Here is a 15,581-nt window from a genome sequence, read left to right on the forward strand (position 1 = left end):
TTATATGCCCACGTACACCACCTTCGGACGAACCGGTACACAACTCTTGGAGGTTCAGTGGAGAACTTTCCCAACTACGCAGGCTACGGGCAGACCCCTACCGTCTGCGTCAACCACCCCAACCGCGTTAGCTACGCCCAGTGCAAGCGCTGCAGCCGCACCGTCTGCGGCGAATGTCAGGTGGCGCTGGACGTGGGTATGGTCTGCCCCGATTGCTACCGTGAACTCACGGGCGGCAGCTCGAAAGCACAGGGCTCGAAGGCGCGAGGCTCGTTCCTGGCTCGACACTGGCACATTACGTACACGCTCATTCTGATGAACGTCGCGATGTACGGTCTGCAACAAATCATTCCCAACGAATGGGTGGTTAGGCACGGCAACATCTGGTGGCCCTACGTCCAGCACGGCGAGTACTACCGCGTCATCAGCTACGGTTTTCTGCACATGCAGCATGACCCGATGCACCTGGTGTGGAACATGATTAACCTCTTCATCTATGGCGTGTCCCTCGAACGCATGATGGGGCGCTGGAAGTTCCTTGTGGTGTACCTGGGCTCTATCGTCTTTGGAGCCTTCGGCGTGTACGTGCTGGCTCCTGGAACGAGCGTGGTGGGTGCCTCCGGTGGTCTATTCGGCCTCATGGGCTCGTTCTTGACCCTGCTAATCATTAGGAAGCAGAAGGACACCGCACGAGTGTTCGTCATGATTACTGCCCCGAACATCATCTATAGCATTATGACCCCGTCGAATATCTCCCACGCATGCCACGCGGGTGGTTTTGTCGGTGGCGTGCTGCTGACTCTGCTGTTCGTCCCGCTTGTGGATAAGCCCGAGCCTCCTCAGCAGCAGAGCCCGCAGCAGTGGCAAAACGGCAGGTACTAAGCCTGAAAACACGTGGAAAATCTTCGGAAAATCCGGCACAAAAATCTTTGGAGGGTCAGTGGAGAACTTTCCCAACTACATGAGGTACGGGCAGAGCCCCACGGTCTGCGTTAACCACCCCGACCGGGTCAGCTATACCCGGTGCGGACGCTGCAACCGCACCGTCTGCGGTGAATGTCAGACGGCTCTGGATGCGGGCGTGGTCTGCCCCGACTGCTACAGCGAGCTCAACGGGGGTGCATCGAGACCGAAGCGTTCCTTCATCGCCCGTCACTGGCATATTACGTACACGCTCATCCTGATTAATGTCGTGGTGTACGGCCTGCAGCTGATCATTCCGTTCCGCTGGGTACACAATCTCGGCATGATGTCTGGTCCCCGTGTTCACCACGGCGAGTACTACCGCCTCATCACGCACGGGTTTGTGCACTCGCAAACTGACCCGATGCACCTGGTGTGGAACATGATTTACCTCTTCATCTTCGGTGTGTCCCTCGAACGCATGATGGGGCGGTGGAAGTTCCTCTTTGTATATATGGCGGCTACCGTGGGTGCCGGCTGCAGTGTGTACCTCTTCACCTACTACCGTGGTGCCGTGGGCGCATCAGGCGGTGTGTACGGCCTCTACGGCGCGTTCTTCGTCCTTCTGCTTCTTCGGAAGCAGAAGGATACTGCACGCCTCTTTATTCTGCTCATGGGTATTGACGTTGTGCAGAGCCTCTTCCACCCGAATATTTCTCACGCGGGACACTTTGGCGGCTTTGTCGGTGGCGCACTAGCAACCCTGCTGATTATCCCGTTCGTGAAGAAGCCCGAGTCCTCAAATCCGCCGCCGCAGAGCCCGCAGCGGTGGTTCAAAGGCCGCTTTTGAGCCTGAAAATCCGCGGAAATCCGCCGCAGAGAGAGGTTATCCACAGAGGTTTTCCACACTGTGCATAACTACATTCGTGTAATTCCAAGAGTGTGAGTACATGTTAAAAACCTGTGGATACAGGCTAAAGTGACCGAATTACACGGGGTGAATTACACGAGTGTAAGAGTTTTCCCCAGATTTCTCCACAGATGTGGAAAACCTTAAATACCAGGGTGTGTGTAATTACAAAAAATTCCGGTGCTACGCACCGGATCCACCAAAAAGTGCCCGGAAGGATTAACCTTCCGGGCACTTTCACATATCGAGCCCCTCACGGGGCGAAGAAGCAGCGGGTGCGAGCCTAGTTCGCCTGAGCCTCCGCCTCCTCAACCTCCTCGGGGGTGAGCTCCACGCCGGTGTACAGGCGGAACTGCTCAGCAGCTTGCAGAGCAATCACCTCACCGCCGTGAATAACTTCCTTACTCGCCGCGCGAGCCGCACGAATCAGCGGAGTCTCAACGGGCATCGCCACCACGTCAAAGACTACCTGCGCCTCAGCAATAGCCTCCTGCGGGTAGGACAGCTCTTCGCTCTCCTCACCGCCAGCCATGCCAATCGGGGTCACGTTCACCAGAATCGGCGCTCGCAGGTTGCCCACCTCCGGTGCCCAGGCGTACTCGTAACGCTCAGCCAGCGCACGACCGGTCTCCTCGTTGCGGGCAATAATCATGCCCTGCGAGAAGCCTGCGTCAAAGAACGCGCCAGCCACAGCAGCCGCCATGCCGCCCGAACCGCGCAGCAGGAACGGCAGCGACGGATCCACGTTATGCGAACGCAGCAGGGAAGCCACCGCAATCACATCCGTGTTGTACGCCTTCAAGAAGCCGTCAGTGTTCACAATCGTGTTCACCGCACCAATGACCGCAGCCGAGTGGTCCATGTCGTCCATCAGCGGGATAACAGCCTGCTTGAACGGCATAGACACCGAGCAGCCGCGAATACCCAGCGCGCGCACGCCGGCGATAGCACCCTCAATATCGGTGGTGGTCATCGCCTTGTACAGGTAATCCAGACCGTGCTTCTCGTACAGGTAATTATGGAACTTAATACCGTGATTCGACGGGCGACCAGACAGAGAAATGCAGACCGTCGTATCGCGGTTCAGTGCCGGGCGAGCCATTTTAAGCCTCGCCGCCAGAGTTGAGAGTGTTCTCAATCAGCTTCTTTACCTTGTTGCGGCTCACCAGGTCAGCGACCACAAAGTGAGTGTCGCCGGTGTCCACGGTGGGAACGGTTGCGTTGCCGTCGTTGAGGGACTTCACGTGCGCCTCAGCCTGCGGATCCTCCCAAATGTTGACCCAGGTAGCGTGGTCGCCCAGCTCGCCCAGCTTAGAATCCAGAGCCTCGCAGTAGGGGCAGCCGGGGCGCCAATAAATGACGACGCCACCATCCTTCATGACCTCGCGTGCCTTCTGCTGATCGGACTGCTGACGTTCAAACATGTGGTTCCTCCATAGACGGGGTGCTCCGCGGTCCTCGGGAGGCACTGAAGCCTGCCTGAGGGCGTAGCTCAATAGGTTGACATATCAAGCATAGCCGAGGGCGCAGGCGTGGGGGAGAGATCCTCATAGGACGAACGTCTGCGCATTAACGGCATACGCCCCACATCAAGGTTGCCGGACCAATGATGCGGGGCGTATACAGTTCGCGAGAAAGCGCGAGCACTTGTGCTGAGTAAGAGTAAAAGAAGAGTGAAAACAGGCTACCTGGCGGTAGCCGAAGCTGAGCAATATGCCGAGTGAGTCGGTGAATGAAAGAACCCAGGCGGGGCAGAATGCCCCATTATTCGAGAGAGATGTTGAGTGAAAGCCTGTAATACAAGCCCAGAGGAATGGCTCCCTACCCCATGAGGAGGCGAGGTAAGGCGCCAAACCAAAGGAGGCTATCGCCTTACTTGCCGAACTTCTCGGTCAGCTTGGAGACGTTGTCGGTCACGACCTCTTCAACCTTGGCAACGTGCTCGTCGGTGACGACCTCCTTGCCAGCCTTCTCGTTGATGACTTCCTGAGCCTTGTCGAGGCCCTGCTCAACGGTGCCCTTGATATCGAAGCCCACGGGGCCTCCTTTCTGCGCTTTCGCGCTCTAAAGCCTCACCGTGCGGTGAGGGGGTCTGCCCGGGGCGGGCAGAAAACTGGAGTGTGATGCTTTGGTGGACGAAACCTGCAAGCTGGGCTTGTATGTGACGGTCGAACCCAGTGTAGATGCCATCTATGTGCCGGACGATGTGCATCAAAACTTTACAGCTCACGGATTGCGTCCGTCGATAAGTGTACATACCCGCGGGGGTAAGAAAAACCACCCTCAAAAAACGTGGCGCCACTTTTGATCAACGACCAAAAAATTATGGCTTATCAGCGCGTTATTACGGGGGATCGGTGGAGGAAATTTGCAGAAACTCGCAGGAAACTTCCAGCTATGAATATTGTTCAAAACCCCGAAAAAACGCCCGCATGACACCCCGCCAATTTATGGACGATTTATGACAGACCTCAGCGCCCCACCCTAAAACACCGGAATATCCGTAGGATCAGCGCCCGCAGCCCAATCATGAGACGCCGCAAAACCAGCAACCATCGGCAAAAAACGAGGCGCCGCATAGCCGCGCACAGCATACGCAGTTGCCACCGCATCCGCGGCACCCTCCAGACGGGAGGTCGGAATCAGCGCCATCACCGCGCCACCAAAACCGCCACCCACAATACGGGCACCCAGCGCGCCCTGATCCAGGCACACCTGCACCGCAACATCAATCTCAGGGCGAGAAACACGCAACTCATCACGCATCGACACAAACGACTCCGTGAAAATACGGCCCGCCTTCTCAAACGCCGCGAAACCAAGCTCATCAGCATGCTGCAGCAGATAGCTCGCACGACCCACCAGAGTCATGTCGTGGAACGCATGACGCACCCAACCGCGCGGGAACGAACACGGACGACCCGCATCCTCCAGAGCATCCAGGGCGCGATTCACCGAAGAATCCACCAAATCAGCACGCCACGCCTTCGCCGCGCGCGCATCCATACCCGCACAGGACAAATCCTCCGGCAAAGCATCACGCAAAAAACGCAGGCCCAAAGCCTCAGCGCACGCCTCAGACGCCGCACGACGAGCCGCAAAACCGCCATCCGTCAGCTCATGCGGAGTGTTCGTATCAATCACCAAAAAACTCAGGCCGTGCTGGGCAATATCCACCGCAACCGGCTCAATCGAAAAATCACGGAAATCAACCACCAGCGCCTGCTCCGGATGCGAACGCAACGACGCCGTCTGATCCAGACCACCCGTCTGCGCGCCAGCCACCTTATTCTCAGCCGTAATACACACCTGAGCCAGACGCGCACGCAACGCATCACTATCAGCCGGGGTAGCATCCGCATCCGGGCAATCCTTACGCACCGGGCACGAAAGCTCCAACAGCGCCAACGCCGTCGAACACTCCAACGCCGCCGAAGAGGACAAGCCGCCACCCACCGGAACACGAGAATTAATCAGCAGGTCAGCGCCAAACTCATCGGGCAGCATAATATCCCTGCCGCCCTCCTGATTCATCGCCCACGCAACACCCGCCACATAGGTGAACCAGCCCTTCAAATGACCCGGCTGAATATCGCGAATCACAACCGTGCGCTCATCGCCGGGCATCTGCAAAGAAGCCGCACGCAATACACCATCACGACGCAACGCACCCGCCACATAGGTGCGGTACGGCAGCGGCATCGGCAGGCACGAGCCACCCAAAAAATCGATGTACTCGCCCAAAAGATTCAGACGCCCAGGCGCCGACCACACGCCATCCGGCTCATAACCATACGCGGTAATAAACTCCTCACGCACACGCGCAATCTCCGCGCTATGGTCCGGAAGAGCCGCCCACTGGGCGGTAGCGGTCATCGACATGGAACACCTCTGATAAAGCCCAACAGGGCACTAAGACATAAACGACACCCCACCCGCACCCGGATACACTCCGGATGCGAGCACGTGTCACCTCTAGACTAAAGCAGAAAACCAGCGAACATCGACTCAGCCGCCAAACCGCACCGGTATCGGCACGCGACAGGGCGGCCAACGCACGCAAAAGCCCCGCACCCCCACAAGAGGGGCACGGGGCACCATACACAATTAATAAACCAAAAGAAGAGCCAAGCGATTACGCATCCTGTGTATAAGGCTCCTGCACCACCATCATCGAATCAATCGCAGACAGCAGATCCTGACGGTAACGGTTAAACGCATTCTCAATCAGGGGAACATCGCCGCTCGCCACAGCCTCCTGCGGAGAAATCAGTGGTAGAGTCTGATACTCCTCCACCAGGCTCAACGCAATATGAGTCAACAAACGAGCACGACGCAGCGCCTCCGCATGACCCAAACCAAGCGCCTGGAACTCATGAGCCATCGCCACCACAGGCTTCAACCCACGCGGGTGCAGAGTCAAGCTCAAACGCACCACCTCAGGGCACTCACGAATCGGGTACAGCAGAGAGAACAAAAGATCACCGCGGCGAATCATCGAAGCACGAATAGCCTCCGGATTTGCCTCAGCCTCCTCAGACATCGACTTCGGGGCACGAGCCAGAATGTAATCCGCCAACAGAATCAGAAGCTGCTGCTTATTCTTCACGTGGTAGTACAGGGCGCCGGGAGCCACGTGAAGCTCCTGAGCAAGTCGGCGCATGGAAAGGTCCGCCAAACCGTAGGTCGCCAAGACCTCGTAGGCGGTATCTAGAATCTTTTCACGGGAAAGTACCACCCTTTCATTTTAGGGTGTTCAAATCTGTAACGTGAGCAAGATGCACCCCGCGGCAAACAAAAACCCCACAAATACGCGGAACAAACCCAAAAACCAATGTTGATTCTCACTCACCCGGAGCGAACGCTTCGCGTTTCACGGGCAGAATTACCACCAAAACACTCCAGCACACGCAGAAATAGGCGGCCGCCCACGCTCTCGGCATAAAATCACGTCATAAACCGCTCAAAACCGCCAAGACAGGCAAACCTCGCGGGCGCACGCCCCAAAATCAGGTGTTTAATATTCGGTATGAGCAATGCATTTTCTGAACTAATCGAGCGCGCCACTGCAGGCGAAGGCCTCAACCGCGAAGAAATCCACACCCTCCTCGTGGACGGTGAAGGCCAGGACTTCGCCCTCATCGAGGCAGCCTCCGTTGTGCGCCGTAATGAATTCCGCAACATGATTGCGATCCACACCGAAGATGAAGCACTCGCCGACGCGCTGGGCACCCGCTCCATCGCCGTGGACTCCTACGATGTGCTGGACATCTCCCGCGACATCGACTCCGAAGAACTCGCGGCAACCATCGAACGTATCGCAGAATCCTCCGCAATCGGCGTGACCGTACTGCTGCCCGAAAATGCAGTGCCCATGATGCTCATGCGCGTACTGTCCATCCTGCGCCTGGCAGCACCCGCCAAGGTCATTCACCTGCCCGAAGGCTACGAACAGTCCCTGCGCTCGCTGACCTCCCTCGCAATGCACGTGGTTAGCGCCATCACCATTACCGACGACATTGAGCAGTGGCCCATGGTCAACGAGGTGCTCAAGGCACTGCGCCACGGCGGCATCGTCATCTCCGGCACCGGTGGACGCGACGCCCTCGCGGGTTACCTGCGCTACCTCTCCGACCTCGGCGTGGACCTCATGGGTCACCGTGATGCACGCGGCTCCGCCTGCGGCTCGGTCGATGGTGGCGGCTGTGGCTGCGGTTCGGGTGGCTGCGGCAGCCACGAAGAGTCGGCACCTTCCGCCGGTGGTTGCGGCTGCGGCTCGGGCGGATGCGGTTCCTCCGCTGAAGCTCCGGCTGAGTCTCACGGCCACTCCCACGGTGGCGGCGGTTGCTGCGGCGGCCACGACGAACCGAAGGAAGAAAAGGGTGGCTGCTGTGGCGGCCACGACGAGCCCGAGCCGGTCGTAGAGGAAGCCCCCGCAGGTGGTTGTGGCTGTGGTGCTGGCGGTTGCGGCTCCAAGTAGCCCGCTAGGGTAGTGACTGCCTCAAACTTTATATTCCAAATATAGAATTTTCCCCTGAATAACCTACTGAAAAGCAAGGATATTCAGGGGAAAGCTCTATATTCCACACTGGGCATTAGGCTTAGAGGTAAACAACACCATAATAAACGCTACAGAGCCCCCATATCCCGAAAGCGGTATGCGCCGCTCCGGTAGAGTAGAAAGACGTAGCCGACTAATCGTGGCCGCACGAAAGGAACAACACCGGACTAATGCTTTACCTCTCCGTTATCGTCATAATCCTGATTGCGACCGTGTTCATGGTCAGCGTCGGTGACCGACTCAACCTCCCCTGGCCGGTCATGATGACCCTGCTCGGCACCGCCGCGCTCTTCATCCCCAACCGACCGGATCTTACTATCGACAGCGACATCATCCTGCCGATCTTCCTTCCGCCGCTACTGTGGGCCATCGGCGTTAAATTCTCCTGGGGCACCCTGCGCCGCCGCTGGAGATCCGTACTGCTCTACTCGGTCCTTCTCACCACCGTCTCCGCCCTGGCAATTGCCAGCGCAGCCATGTGGTGGGTCCCCGGTATGACCATCGCCGTCGCCCTTGCCGTCGGTGCCGCCGTCTCCCCGCCCGACCCCGTCGCCGTGGAAGCAGTCGCTGAGCCCGTCGGCATCCCCCGCCGCCTCATCGGCACCCTGCAGACCGAAGGTAGCTTCAACGACGCTATCGCAATCGTTCTCTTCCACGCCGCAATCCACTCCATGACCAGCGGCCACCACATCGAGCCGCTCTCGGTCGCCAAGGACTTCGTGCTCGGCTCGATCCTCGCGGTCATTATTGGTTACATCTTCGGCTGGCTTGGCGGCTACGTTCGCCAGCGTGCCCACGACGTGGTCACCAGCAACGCCGTGACCCTCATGATCCCCTTCGGCGCCTACCTCGCTGCTGAAAGCGTGCACGCCTCCGGCGTTATTGCCGTGGTCATCGGCGCTATCCAGTTCACCAGCACCAAATACATGGCGGCACTCGAAGCGGAAGAACGCCTCTCCTCCACCTCCTTCTGGCAGATTATTGAGCTGCTCATGACCGGTGTCGCTTTCGGCCTCATCGGCCTGCAGGCAAGTAGTATCATCGCCACCGCCGACCCCTCCCGTATCGCAAGCCTCTTCGCTGACGGTGCCCTGGTCGCACTGGTCGCCATCCTGGTGCGCCTCATCTGGTTCACCATCGTCTGGCTGGCAGGACGCAAGAACCCCATCCACGAGGGTGCACCCGAAAGCTTTGCTGAAGTTATCGTTATGACCTGGTCCGGCATGCGAGGCCTCGTGACACTGATTCTTGCCCTGTCCATCCCCGTGGTCAACGGCACCGAACAGGTACGCCAGGACGCCATCGTCATGATGCTCTCCGTACTCTTCTTCACCCTCGTGCTGCCCGGCCTGACCCTGCCCCTGCTCGTGAAGGTCCTTGGCGTGCAGGCTAACCATGAAGAAGAAACCGCCGTACCCGAGCTGCTCCAAATTGCGCAGGACGCCGCCCTTGAAGCGCTACAGGCTGAAGCGAAGGCAACCACCGACCCGGAAACCTACGCTCGCGTGAAGGAAATGTGCTCCGCCATTACCCGCCGAGACGAAATTAGTGAGGCACTGCCCGAAGAATACAAGCAGTACATGGAGAAACTTAAGGACAAGAGGAACGACTTTGTACGCCTGCGCGACGCCGCCCTCGCCGCCGCGCAGAATGAGGTCATTGCGGCGCAGGACCGCTACGACTCCCACGATGTGACCCGCGTGGTGCGTAAGCTGGACATCCTGGCGCAGGCTGAAAGCATCCGCTCCTCCGGCATGTTCATTCTGCCCGCCATGACCGCCGGCGCGGTCGCCATGGAACGCTACAACCTCTGGAAGAAGCACCAGGGCACCCTGAGCACCCGCGCAATCCCCGTGGTGGAGAACGCGCCCGCCTCGCCCCTGGTCACCAACGAGGTAACCCCCAAGTCCTAGCCGGTACGCCCGTGCGCGAACACTACGTTTCTGCCCCTGCCTACGCCACCGAGATAAGCCATCTGGTCTTTAGCTCACAGGCGATAGACAGGGGCAGAAGCAGATTAAGCCTCAACTATCACCTAAAATGAGACAGGAAACGTAGTGAACGTACGTTAGCTCTCTCAAACTCACGAACACATTGAAAGTAGACATGGACTTCAAGACTCTCTCGCCTGCGTACCTGACCTCCCTCGGCGTAATTTTTTGCGGCGCGCTCTTGATTGGAACCTCCAACCCCTGGCTCCTGTGGCTCGGCTGGATCCTTCTCATCCTTGCGTTGGGCCTGAACGTCCTCGCCTTTGTGCTGTCCGTGGGTAAGGCGAAGGGTGACCCGACCCCCGCACTGGTGACCAACCTGGACGGTTTCGAATCCTCCGTGGAGAACCGTATCCGCGAGCGCGCAGAGCACCGCCGCGAAGAACGAGAAGCCGCTGAGCATGAGGCAGTTGAGCACGATGCTGCGGCGCAGGTTGATCAGGAAGTAGCTCCCGCTGAGGCAGCTGAGACCGTTGAGGCGACCGCGCCCGCTGAAACTGCAGAGGTCCGCGAGGAAGAGCCCACCGAATCTCAGCCGATTGTTGATCGTGCCCCCGGCCGTATGAGCGTTCTGCCCTCGCGTCCCCGTTCGGGTCGTACCCCCAAGCCCCGCTCCAACGCACGCTAGGTAGGTCGGTAGTGAATACGAAGTTTTTGCTTTCCCCGGCGTACCTGGTTTCTGTTGCCCTGATGCTTTCCGGCGCGGTGCTTTCCGGTGGTCGGTTCATGCTGATCGGCTGGATTCTGTGCATTGTGGGTGTCTGCCTGAATGCCATGACTCTGGTGGTGTTGACGAACCGCGAGCAGCTGTACACTCTTGACGCGAAGGCTGCCCGAGGCACCCGCCGCGGCTTTGATGACCGCCCCGCTGTGGTGCAGCGCCTGGACGCTACTGCTACTGACGACGCTGCGGCTACTGATGACGCAGGCGAAGAATCTGCGGAGTCTGTCGAGGAAGCCGCTGAAGCACCTACGCAGAAGACCAACTAGGGTGTAACCCCCTAAGACGTAAAGACCGTAACCGCCCCCGCCGAATTGGGAGTGGTTACGGTCTTTTGTGCTGTGCCTAACCGTTGTATTGTGCCTAAACATTCAGCTCAATCAACGCTCGTCGAATACTGTTTGGGGAAATGCGAGCGAGCGCAGCTGGGTCTTTAGCGCTGAGTACCCAGCTTCTGTGCCGCGAAGTCCGCGTACTCCTGCACGTGCGCGCGAGCCTGCCTGGTCAGCGCCTTATTCTCACCCAGGATGCGCGCCGACTGCGCCGCCATCAGCTCCAGGTACTGGCGGTCGCGGGTCTTCTTCCACGCGGTGCGTGCCGCCTCCAGCTCCGCAAAATCATTGAGTGCCTGACGCTGCATCGTGTAGCGGACCCACATGAGCACCAGAATCAGCACCAGCGGAATGAGGCACGCCCAGCTCTGCCACAGCCCGTACAGTGCCGCCGCAATGGCACCCAAAACAATCAGCACCGGGGAAATCGAGACGATGGGGGAATCCGGGCGGCTCTTCTGGTTCTTCACGAGCGATTCACGCGCCATAGCGCGGAAGGTGTCAGAGAAGCTGGACGGGTCGTAAGAGCGGACAGAATCGGCCTGGGAGCTCTTGCTCTTGGGAAGCTGGTTCTTATTGGGCTGAGAAGCGGAAGAGCACATAGAAACCTCACGGGGAGTATCGGTCACAGGGAGTAACGGGAAAGTGGGTGTTTCACGTGAAACGGGGGAGTAGGCGGCAAGTACGCGCGAGAGAAGCGGCGAGTGCGCGCAAGCGGATGGCAGGCTCAGCGCTCGCCTAGCCGCCGCCTCGGGAGCTTCTACAGAGCTTCTACAGGGAAGCCTCAATAAACTCGTACGCCTTATCCACGCAATCGGTGGTGACAGCCTTAACCTCATCGGGGGAGTAGCTGAAAGACGCCGAACGGTCGGCGTAGCGGTGCATGTCGATATCGTTCCACGAGTCCCCAATCGTATGCACCTCATAGGAGCTACCCGGATGCTCCGCCTGCAGGTACTCCACCAGGTGCTGCAGACCGGTGCCCTTCGTGCAGGCGGGCGGCACAATATCCAGGAAATCCTGGTTCTTATGGCAGTCCACCGAGTCACCAAAACGCTCCAGAATCCAGGCGTACGCCGCCTCGCGGACCTGCGCATCCGGAATCCACAGGGGCACACCCACGTACTCGTGGTTCTGCAGGTCATCAGCCGGCAGGGGAGTGAACTCCGGCAGAATATTCGTCGAGGAGCCCACCCTATCGCAGAGGCTGTAATCGTTATCCAGGGTGGTCGCGAACAGCGCCACGCCGTCCACGGTGCTGAAATGCTCGTAGCAGGCCTGCACAACACTCACCGGAAGAGGCTGATGGTAAATCACCCGGTACTGCCGGTCGGTAATCACCGCACCCGTGTACAGCACGTGATAATCGAAACGGATAGCGGTTGGGTTCAGTGCCAGCTGCGTAGCAAAAATGCTCTTACCCGTGCACGAGACCGCCAGGTTACCCTCCGCCTGCCAGTGGGTAATCGCCCGCTCAGTGGCAGGCTCCACGGCACGGTTAAACAGGATCGTGCCGTCAAGATCGAAAGCCATCAACTTGGTCATAGAAACTCCTTCACAGGGAGGGGGCGCGCCAATAGTTCGCACACACCGCACCCTGCATAAAACCTGCATAAAAATTAGGGATGCGGCCGGTACCTCTCAGTGTACCGACCGCATCCCCGCCACTTGAGATTACAGCCCCTGAACCTCACACCTTCACTAAAGTGTGAAGGGGCTTATCCATGAATTCTTAGAGAGCCAGGAAGCCCAGGTAAGAACCGAGGATGCCCACGGCAAACAGGGCGAAAATCAACCAGATAGCGTTGACCTTCTTTTTCAGCAGCCACATGCACAGGAAGCACAGACCCAGCGATGCAAGGCCCGGCAGCAGGTCGTTCAGCACGGACTGAACGGTCACATCCACCATCGCGCCAGCCTGGTTCTTATAGCTGGTCAGCGGCAACGGAATGTTCACGCTCGTCCAGCGGTACACCAGCGCACCCATCACGAACAGACCCATCACGGACGCACCCTGAGTAATCTTCTGCAGGGTGTTACCGCCCGCCTCAGTCACAATCTGGGTACCCTTCTCGTAACCGTACTTGAAGCCGTACCAGCGGGTCGCCCAGCGAATCGCAGTCAGGCCGAAGAAGAACAGCAGCGGGCCCAGAATATTACCGGTCACCGCCAGGGACGCACCCAGAGCAGCCAGCACAATACGTGCGGTACCCCAGAAAATCGGGTCGCCCACACCAGCCAGCGGGCCCATCAGACCCACCTTCACGTTGGTGATAGCGGCCTCGTCAATGTCCTTACCGGCTGCCTTCTCACGCTCCATCGCAGCGGTCACACCCATAATCGAGGATGCAACCCACGGCTGGGTATTGAAGAACTCCAGGTGACGGGTCAGCGCCTCCGCCTGGTCTTCCTTCTTGGTGTAGAAGCGCTTAATAGCCGGAATCATGGAAACCGCGAAACCAATGGACTGCATACGCTCAAAGTTGAACGAACCAAGCAGGAAAGTGGAGCGGATGTAGGTTTCGACCTTATCGCGCTGGGTGAGCTCGGGAACTTCAACGAGCTCGACGTTCTTGTTCTCAGTCATGATGATGCTCCTTACTCGAGCTCGTTATCGAGGTCGTTTGCTGCGGCTGCCGGTGCTACGGCGGGTGCCTCGCTCTTATGGAAGAGCGGGTTCAGCTGGGTGTACAGCAGACCCAGGCAAGCGCCCACAATACCGATAGCAACCAGGTTGAACTGTGCCTGACCGGACAGGGTTGCGACGAGGTCCTTCGCGCCTTCGGTGCCAGCAATCGAAATCGACTGGGTTGCCGGGATAGCGGCAGCGGCAATGAAACCGAGGAAGAAGAAAGGCATGAGAGCCTTCGAACGCATCATGTTAATGACCATTGCGAAACCGACCACGGTAATCATGCCACCGGCAATACGCAGACCGATGGTCACCTGTTCCGGAATCATGCCCAGCAGGCGGGTCAGCTCTTCGGAGCTAATCAGAGCCACAATAGCGGTTGGGATAGCAACGCGCAGACCCTGCAGAGCCATACCGCTGAGGTGCATCAGCTCAATACCGCGGAAGTTCGCCGTCTTCGCGAAATTATCCGCCTGATGCTGGAAGAACACCGTAATGGTACGAACGAAAATGGTCAGAACCTGACCCGCTGCAGCCAGCGGCACAGCAATAGCAATACCGGTGGTGATGTCCTGGTGACCCTGAATCACAACAATAGCGGAGATGGTGGACGCCAGAGCCGAGTCGGGAGCCATAGCGGCACCAACATTCATCCAGCCCAGGGCGATGAGCTCCAGTGCGCCACCGAGCATAATGCCGGTAGTCGGGTCACCCAGCGCAAAACCCATCAGGGTACAAGCAACCAGGGGGCGGTGGAACTGACGCTCGTCCACCACGGATGCGACGCCCGCAATGAACGCCACGAGAACAACGAGAATAAACGTCAGGGCGCTCATGCGTCCAGGCCTTTCTGCTTGAGGATCTTTTCCAAATCAACCGGGGAGTGGTTGGGCAGCTGCTGCACCGTCAGCTTCACACCGCGCCTAATGAGTTCGCGGTAGGCTTCCAGGTGCTCCTCGGAGGCGTACACTGCGTCCGAAAGCTGAATCATGCCGGTCTTGAAGGTGACGCCACCAACGTTCACTTCGTTGATCTTGACGCCTTCGTCGAGCAGTCGCACCACGTCAACGGGGGATTCTACGACGAACATGGTCTTCATGCCGGTGTACTTGGGGTTGTTGTACACGCGGCCCGCCTTAGCGATGTCCAGGACGTTGGTCTTCACGCTGGTCGGCGCGACCTGCAGCAGCAGGGACTTGCGCAGCTGATCGTGTGCCGCATTATCGGACGCCGCGATGAAGGTCTGCGGTGCGATAAAGGGAACCCAGGTGCCTGCCACCTGACCGTGAATCAGGCGGGAGTCGATGCGGGTGAAGATAGCGTCCATGGTGCCGCCGGGAACCTGCTGAGCAGCCGGAACCTCGACCGCCTTGGTCTCTGCGGGCTTCGCCTCGGCAGGCTTGGCGGCTACGGGCTGGTTCGCCTCCTGGAAGGAGCGAATACCCTTAGTGCCAGCCTTGTGTGCCTTGGCGACCAGGGACTTGAGGGTTGCGTTCTTACGGCCTGCGCCGGAGATGACCTCAATAAGCATCGGTACGTTGACACCGGAGACGACGTCGACGCCCTCGCGGGTGGCTGCGAACTGCGCACCGGCGTTGTAGGGGCTACCGCCGAAGAGGTCAACCAGCAGCAGGGTTTCTTCTGCTTCGGACGCCTCAACGATACGGGTGTACTCTTCGACGAGATCTTCGGGGCCCTGACCCGGCAGGAACGTGACCGGGTGGACGTTTTCGAAGTTACCGAGGATCATGCCGGCGGTCTTCAGCAGAGCCGGAGCCGACTCGCCGTGTGCCGCCACAATGATAGTGACCATAGTGGTCCTCTCGTGTTCGTGACATGGTGTGTAGTGGCCCCGTGAGGAGCCTCATAATTCTCAGATAGTAACACGTATATTGTGTGTTTTGTGGGTTTTTTCTGGTTATGCACACTTTAGGTTCTGGCGACATTTTTTCAAGTGTTGGAATATGGGTTTTTGATGCCAAAACACGTATTTATTGCCAGGGTGTAAAAAATTTAAACAGAATACCGAAA

At 58.4% G+C, this 15,581-nt stretch carries 16 protein-coding genes; 6 read left to right on the top strand and 10 right to left on the bottom strand.

What is annotated here, in order from left to right:
• Positions 1-57: 57 nt before the first annotated feature.
• Both ACP3RB_RS08200 and ACP3RB_RS08205 read left to right on the top strand, forming a co-directional pair.
• A complete protein-coding gene (locus ACP3RB_RS08200) occupies positions 58-882 on the top strand; it encodes a rhomboid family intramembrane serine protease (RefSeq protein ID WP_426699006.1) in 825 nt (274 codons plus the stop codon).
• Positions 883-940: 58 nt separating this feature from the next.
• Positions 941-1,753, top strand: coding sequence for a rhomboid family intramembrane serine protease (locus ACP3RB_RS08205; protein WP_426699007.1), 813 nt, complete (start codon positions 941-943; stop codon positions 1,751-1,753).
• Positions 1,754-2,096: 343 nt separating this feature from the next.
• Here the strand turns inward: ACP3RB_RS08205 and ACP3RB_RS08210 are convergent, their stop codons facing one another.
• The 5 genes from ACP3RB_RS08210 to ACP3RB_RS08230 all read right to left on the bottom strand — a co-directional run bounded on the left by ACP3RB_RS08210 (position 2,097) and on the right by ACP3RB_RS08230 (position 6,551).
• Positions 2,097-2,915 (bottom strand): shikimate 5-dehydrogenase, encoded by an 819-nt coding sequence (locus tag ACP3RB_RS08210; RefSeq protein WP_311474463.1) that lies wholly within the window; start codon positions 2,913-2,915, stop codon positions 2,097-2,099.
• A 1-nt stretch (position 2,916) separates the two neighbouring features.
• The gene (locus tag ACP3RB_RS08215) at positions 2,917-3,237 is read right to left on the bottom strand and encodes a glutaredoxin domain-containing protein (protein ID WP_049326839.1); all 321 of its coding nucleotides are present in this window, start codon (positions 3,235-3,237) and stop codon (positions 2,917-2,919) included.
• A gap of 448 nt (positions 3,238-3,685) precedes the next feature.
• The gene (locus ACP3RB_RS08220; RefSeq protein WP_070634683.1) at positions 3,686-3,850 is read right to left on the bottom strand and encodes a ribosome recycling factor; all 165 of its coding nucleotides are present in this window, start codon (positions 3,848-3,850) and stop codon (positions 3,686-3,688) included.
• A 447-nt stretch (positions 3,851-4,297) separates the two neighbouring features.
• Positions 4,298-5,695 (bottom strand): galactokinase, encoded by a 1,398-nt coding sequence (locus ACP3RB_RS08225; RefSeq protein WP_426699008.1) that lies wholly within the window; start codon positions 5,693-5,695, stop codon positions 4,298-4,300.
• Positions 5,696-5,948: 253 nt separating this feature from the next.
• The gene (locus ACP3RB_RS08230) at positions 5,949-6,551 is read right to left on the bottom strand and encodes a TetR/AcrR family transcriptional regulator (protein ID WP_426699009.1); all 603 of its coding nucleotides are present in this window, start codon (positions 6,549-6,551) and stop codon (positions 5,949-5,951) included.
• 291 nt (positions 6,552-6,842) lie between these two features.
• On the opposite strand from ACP3RB_RS08230, the gene ACP3RB_RS08235 reads away from it, so the two are divergent.
• The 4 genes from ACP3RB_RS08235 to ACP3RB_RS08250 all read left to right on the top strand — a co-directional run bounded on the left by ACP3RB_RS08235 (position 6,843) and on the right by ACP3RB_RS08250 (position 10,855).
• Entirely contained in the window at positions 6,843-7,793 is a 951-nt protein-coding gene (locus tag ACP3RB_RS08235) for a biotin synthase (RefSeq protein ID WP_426699010.1), read from the top strand.
• Between the two features lie 251 nt (positions 7,794-8,044).
• Positions 8,045-9,787 carry a cation:proton antiporter gene (locus ACP3RB_RS08240; RefSeq protein ID WP_426699011.1) on the top strand — a complete coding sequence of 581 codons (1,743 nt, stop codon included), beginning with the start codon at positions 8,045-8,047 and terminating at the stop codon, positions 9,785-9,787.
• Between the two features lie 193 nt (positions 9,788-9,980).
• The gene (locus tag ACP3RB_RS08245) at positions 9,981-10,493 is read left to right on the top strand and encodes a hypothetical protein (protein ID WP_049352259.1); all 513 of its coding nucleotides are present in this window, start codon (positions 9,981-9,983) and stop codon (positions 10,491-10,493) included.
• Positions 10,494-10,504: 11 nt separating this feature from the next.
• A complete protein-coding gene (locus tag ACP3RB_RS08250) occupies positions 10,505-10,855 on the top strand; it encodes an ATPase (protein ID WP_426699012.1) in 351 nt (116 codons plus the stop codon).
• A 164-nt stretch (positions 10,856-11,019) separates the two neighbouring features.
• Here the strand turns inward: ACP3RB_RS08250 and ACP3RB_RS08255 are convergent, their stop codons facing one another.
• The 5 genes from ACP3RB_RS08255 to ACP3RB_RS08275 form a co-directional block, all read right to left on the bottom strand.
• Complete coding sequence (locus ACP3RB_RS08255; protein WP_315341194.1) at positions 11,020-11,520, bottom strand: hypothetical protein; 501 nt, start codon at positions 11,518-11,520, stop codon at positions 11,020-11,022.
• A gap of 169 nt (positions 11,521-11,689) precedes the next feature.
• Positions 11,690-12,463 (bottom strand): HAD-IIB family hydrolase, encoded by a 774-nt coding sequence (locus tag ACP3RB_RS08260; protein WP_426699013.1) that lies wholly within the window; start codon positions 12,461-12,463, stop codon positions 11,690-11,692.
• A 187-nt stretch (positions 12,464-12,650) separates the two neighbouring features.
• Entirely contained in the window at positions 12,651-13,505 is an 855-nt protein-coding gene (locus ACP3RB_RS08265; protein ID WP_060824134.1) for a PTS system mannose/fructose/sorbose family transporter subunit IID, read from the bottom strand.
• Positions 13,506-13,516: 11 nt separating this feature from the next.
• The gene (locus ACP3RB_RS08270; protein WP_424117718.1) at positions 13,517-14,386 is read right to left on the bottom strand and encodes a PTS mannose/fructose/sorbose transporter subunit IIC; all 870 of its coding nucleotides are present in this window, start codon (positions 14,384-14,386) and stop codon (positions 13,517-13,519) included.
• On the bottom strand, positions 14,383-15,363 hold the full coding sequence (locus tag ACP3RB_RS08275) for a mannose/fructose/sorbose PTS transporter subunit IIA (RefSeq protein WP_426699014.1): 981 nt from the start codon (positions 15,361-15,363) through the stop codon (positions 14,383-14,385). The genes ACP3RB_RS08270 and ACP3RB_RS08275 overlap by 4 nt, the downstream gene beginning before the upstream one ends.
• Between the last annotated feature and the right edge of the window lie 218 nt (positions 15,364-15,581).

The sequence above is a fragment of the Rothia mucilaginosa genome, from assembly GCF_049990865.1.
GTDB lineage: Bacteria > Actinomycetota > Actinomycetes > Actinomycetales > Micrococcaceae > Rothia > Rothia mucilaginosa_I.

What these genes read in the sequence shown, in the direction of transcription:
- ACP3RB_RS08210 (WP_311474463.1), bottom strand. Translation starts at nt 2,915, where the DNA reads ATGGCTCGCCCGGCACTGAACCGCGATACGACGGTCTGCATTTCTCTG.
- ACP3RB_RS08215 (WP_049326839.1), bottom strand. Translation starts at nt 3,237, where the DNA reads ATGTTTGAACGTCAGCAGTCCGATCAGCAGAAGGCACGCGAGGTCATG.
- ACP3RB_RS08225 (WP_426699008.1), bottom strand. Translation starts at nt 5,695, where the DNA reads ATGTCGATGACCGCTACCGCCCAGTGGGCGGCTCTTCCGGACCATAGC.
- ACP3RB_RS08235 (WP_426699010.1), top strand. Translation starts at nt 6,843, where the DNA reads ATGAGCAATGCATTTTCTGAACTAATCGAGCGCGCCACTGCAGGCGAA.
- ACP3RB_RS08240 (WP_426699011.1), top strand. Translation starts at nt 8,045, where the DNA reads ATGCTTTACCTCTCCGTTATCGTCATAATCCTGATTGCGACCGTGTTC.
- ACP3RB_RS08245 (WP_049352259.1), top strand. Translation starts at nt 9,981, where the DNA reads ATGGACTTCAAGACTCTCTCGCCTGCGTACCTGACCTCCCTCGGCGTA.
- ACP3RB_RS08255 (WP_315341194.1), bottom strand. Translation starts at nt 11,520, where the DNA reads ATGTGCTCTTCCGCTTCTCAGCCCAATAAGAACCAGCTTCCCAAGAGC.
- ACP3RB_RS08260 (WP_426699013.1), bottom strand. Translation starts at nt 12,463, where the DNA reads ATGACCAAGTTGATGGCTTTCGATCTTGACGGCACGATCCTGTTTAAC.
- ACP3RB_RS08265 (WP_060824134.1), bottom strand. Translation starts at nt 13,505, where the DNA reads ATGACTGAGAACAAGAACGTCGAGCTCGTTGAAGTTCCCGAGCTCACC.
- ACP3RB_RS08270 (WP_424117718.1), bottom strand. Translation starts at nt 14,386, where the DNA reads ATGAGCGCCCTGACGTTTATTCTCGTTGTTCTCGTGGCGTTCATTGCG.
- ACP3RB_RS08275 (WP_426699014.1), bottom strand. Translation starts at nt 15,363, where the DNA reads ATGGTCACTATCATTGTGGCGGCACACGGCGAGTCGGCTCCGGCTCTG.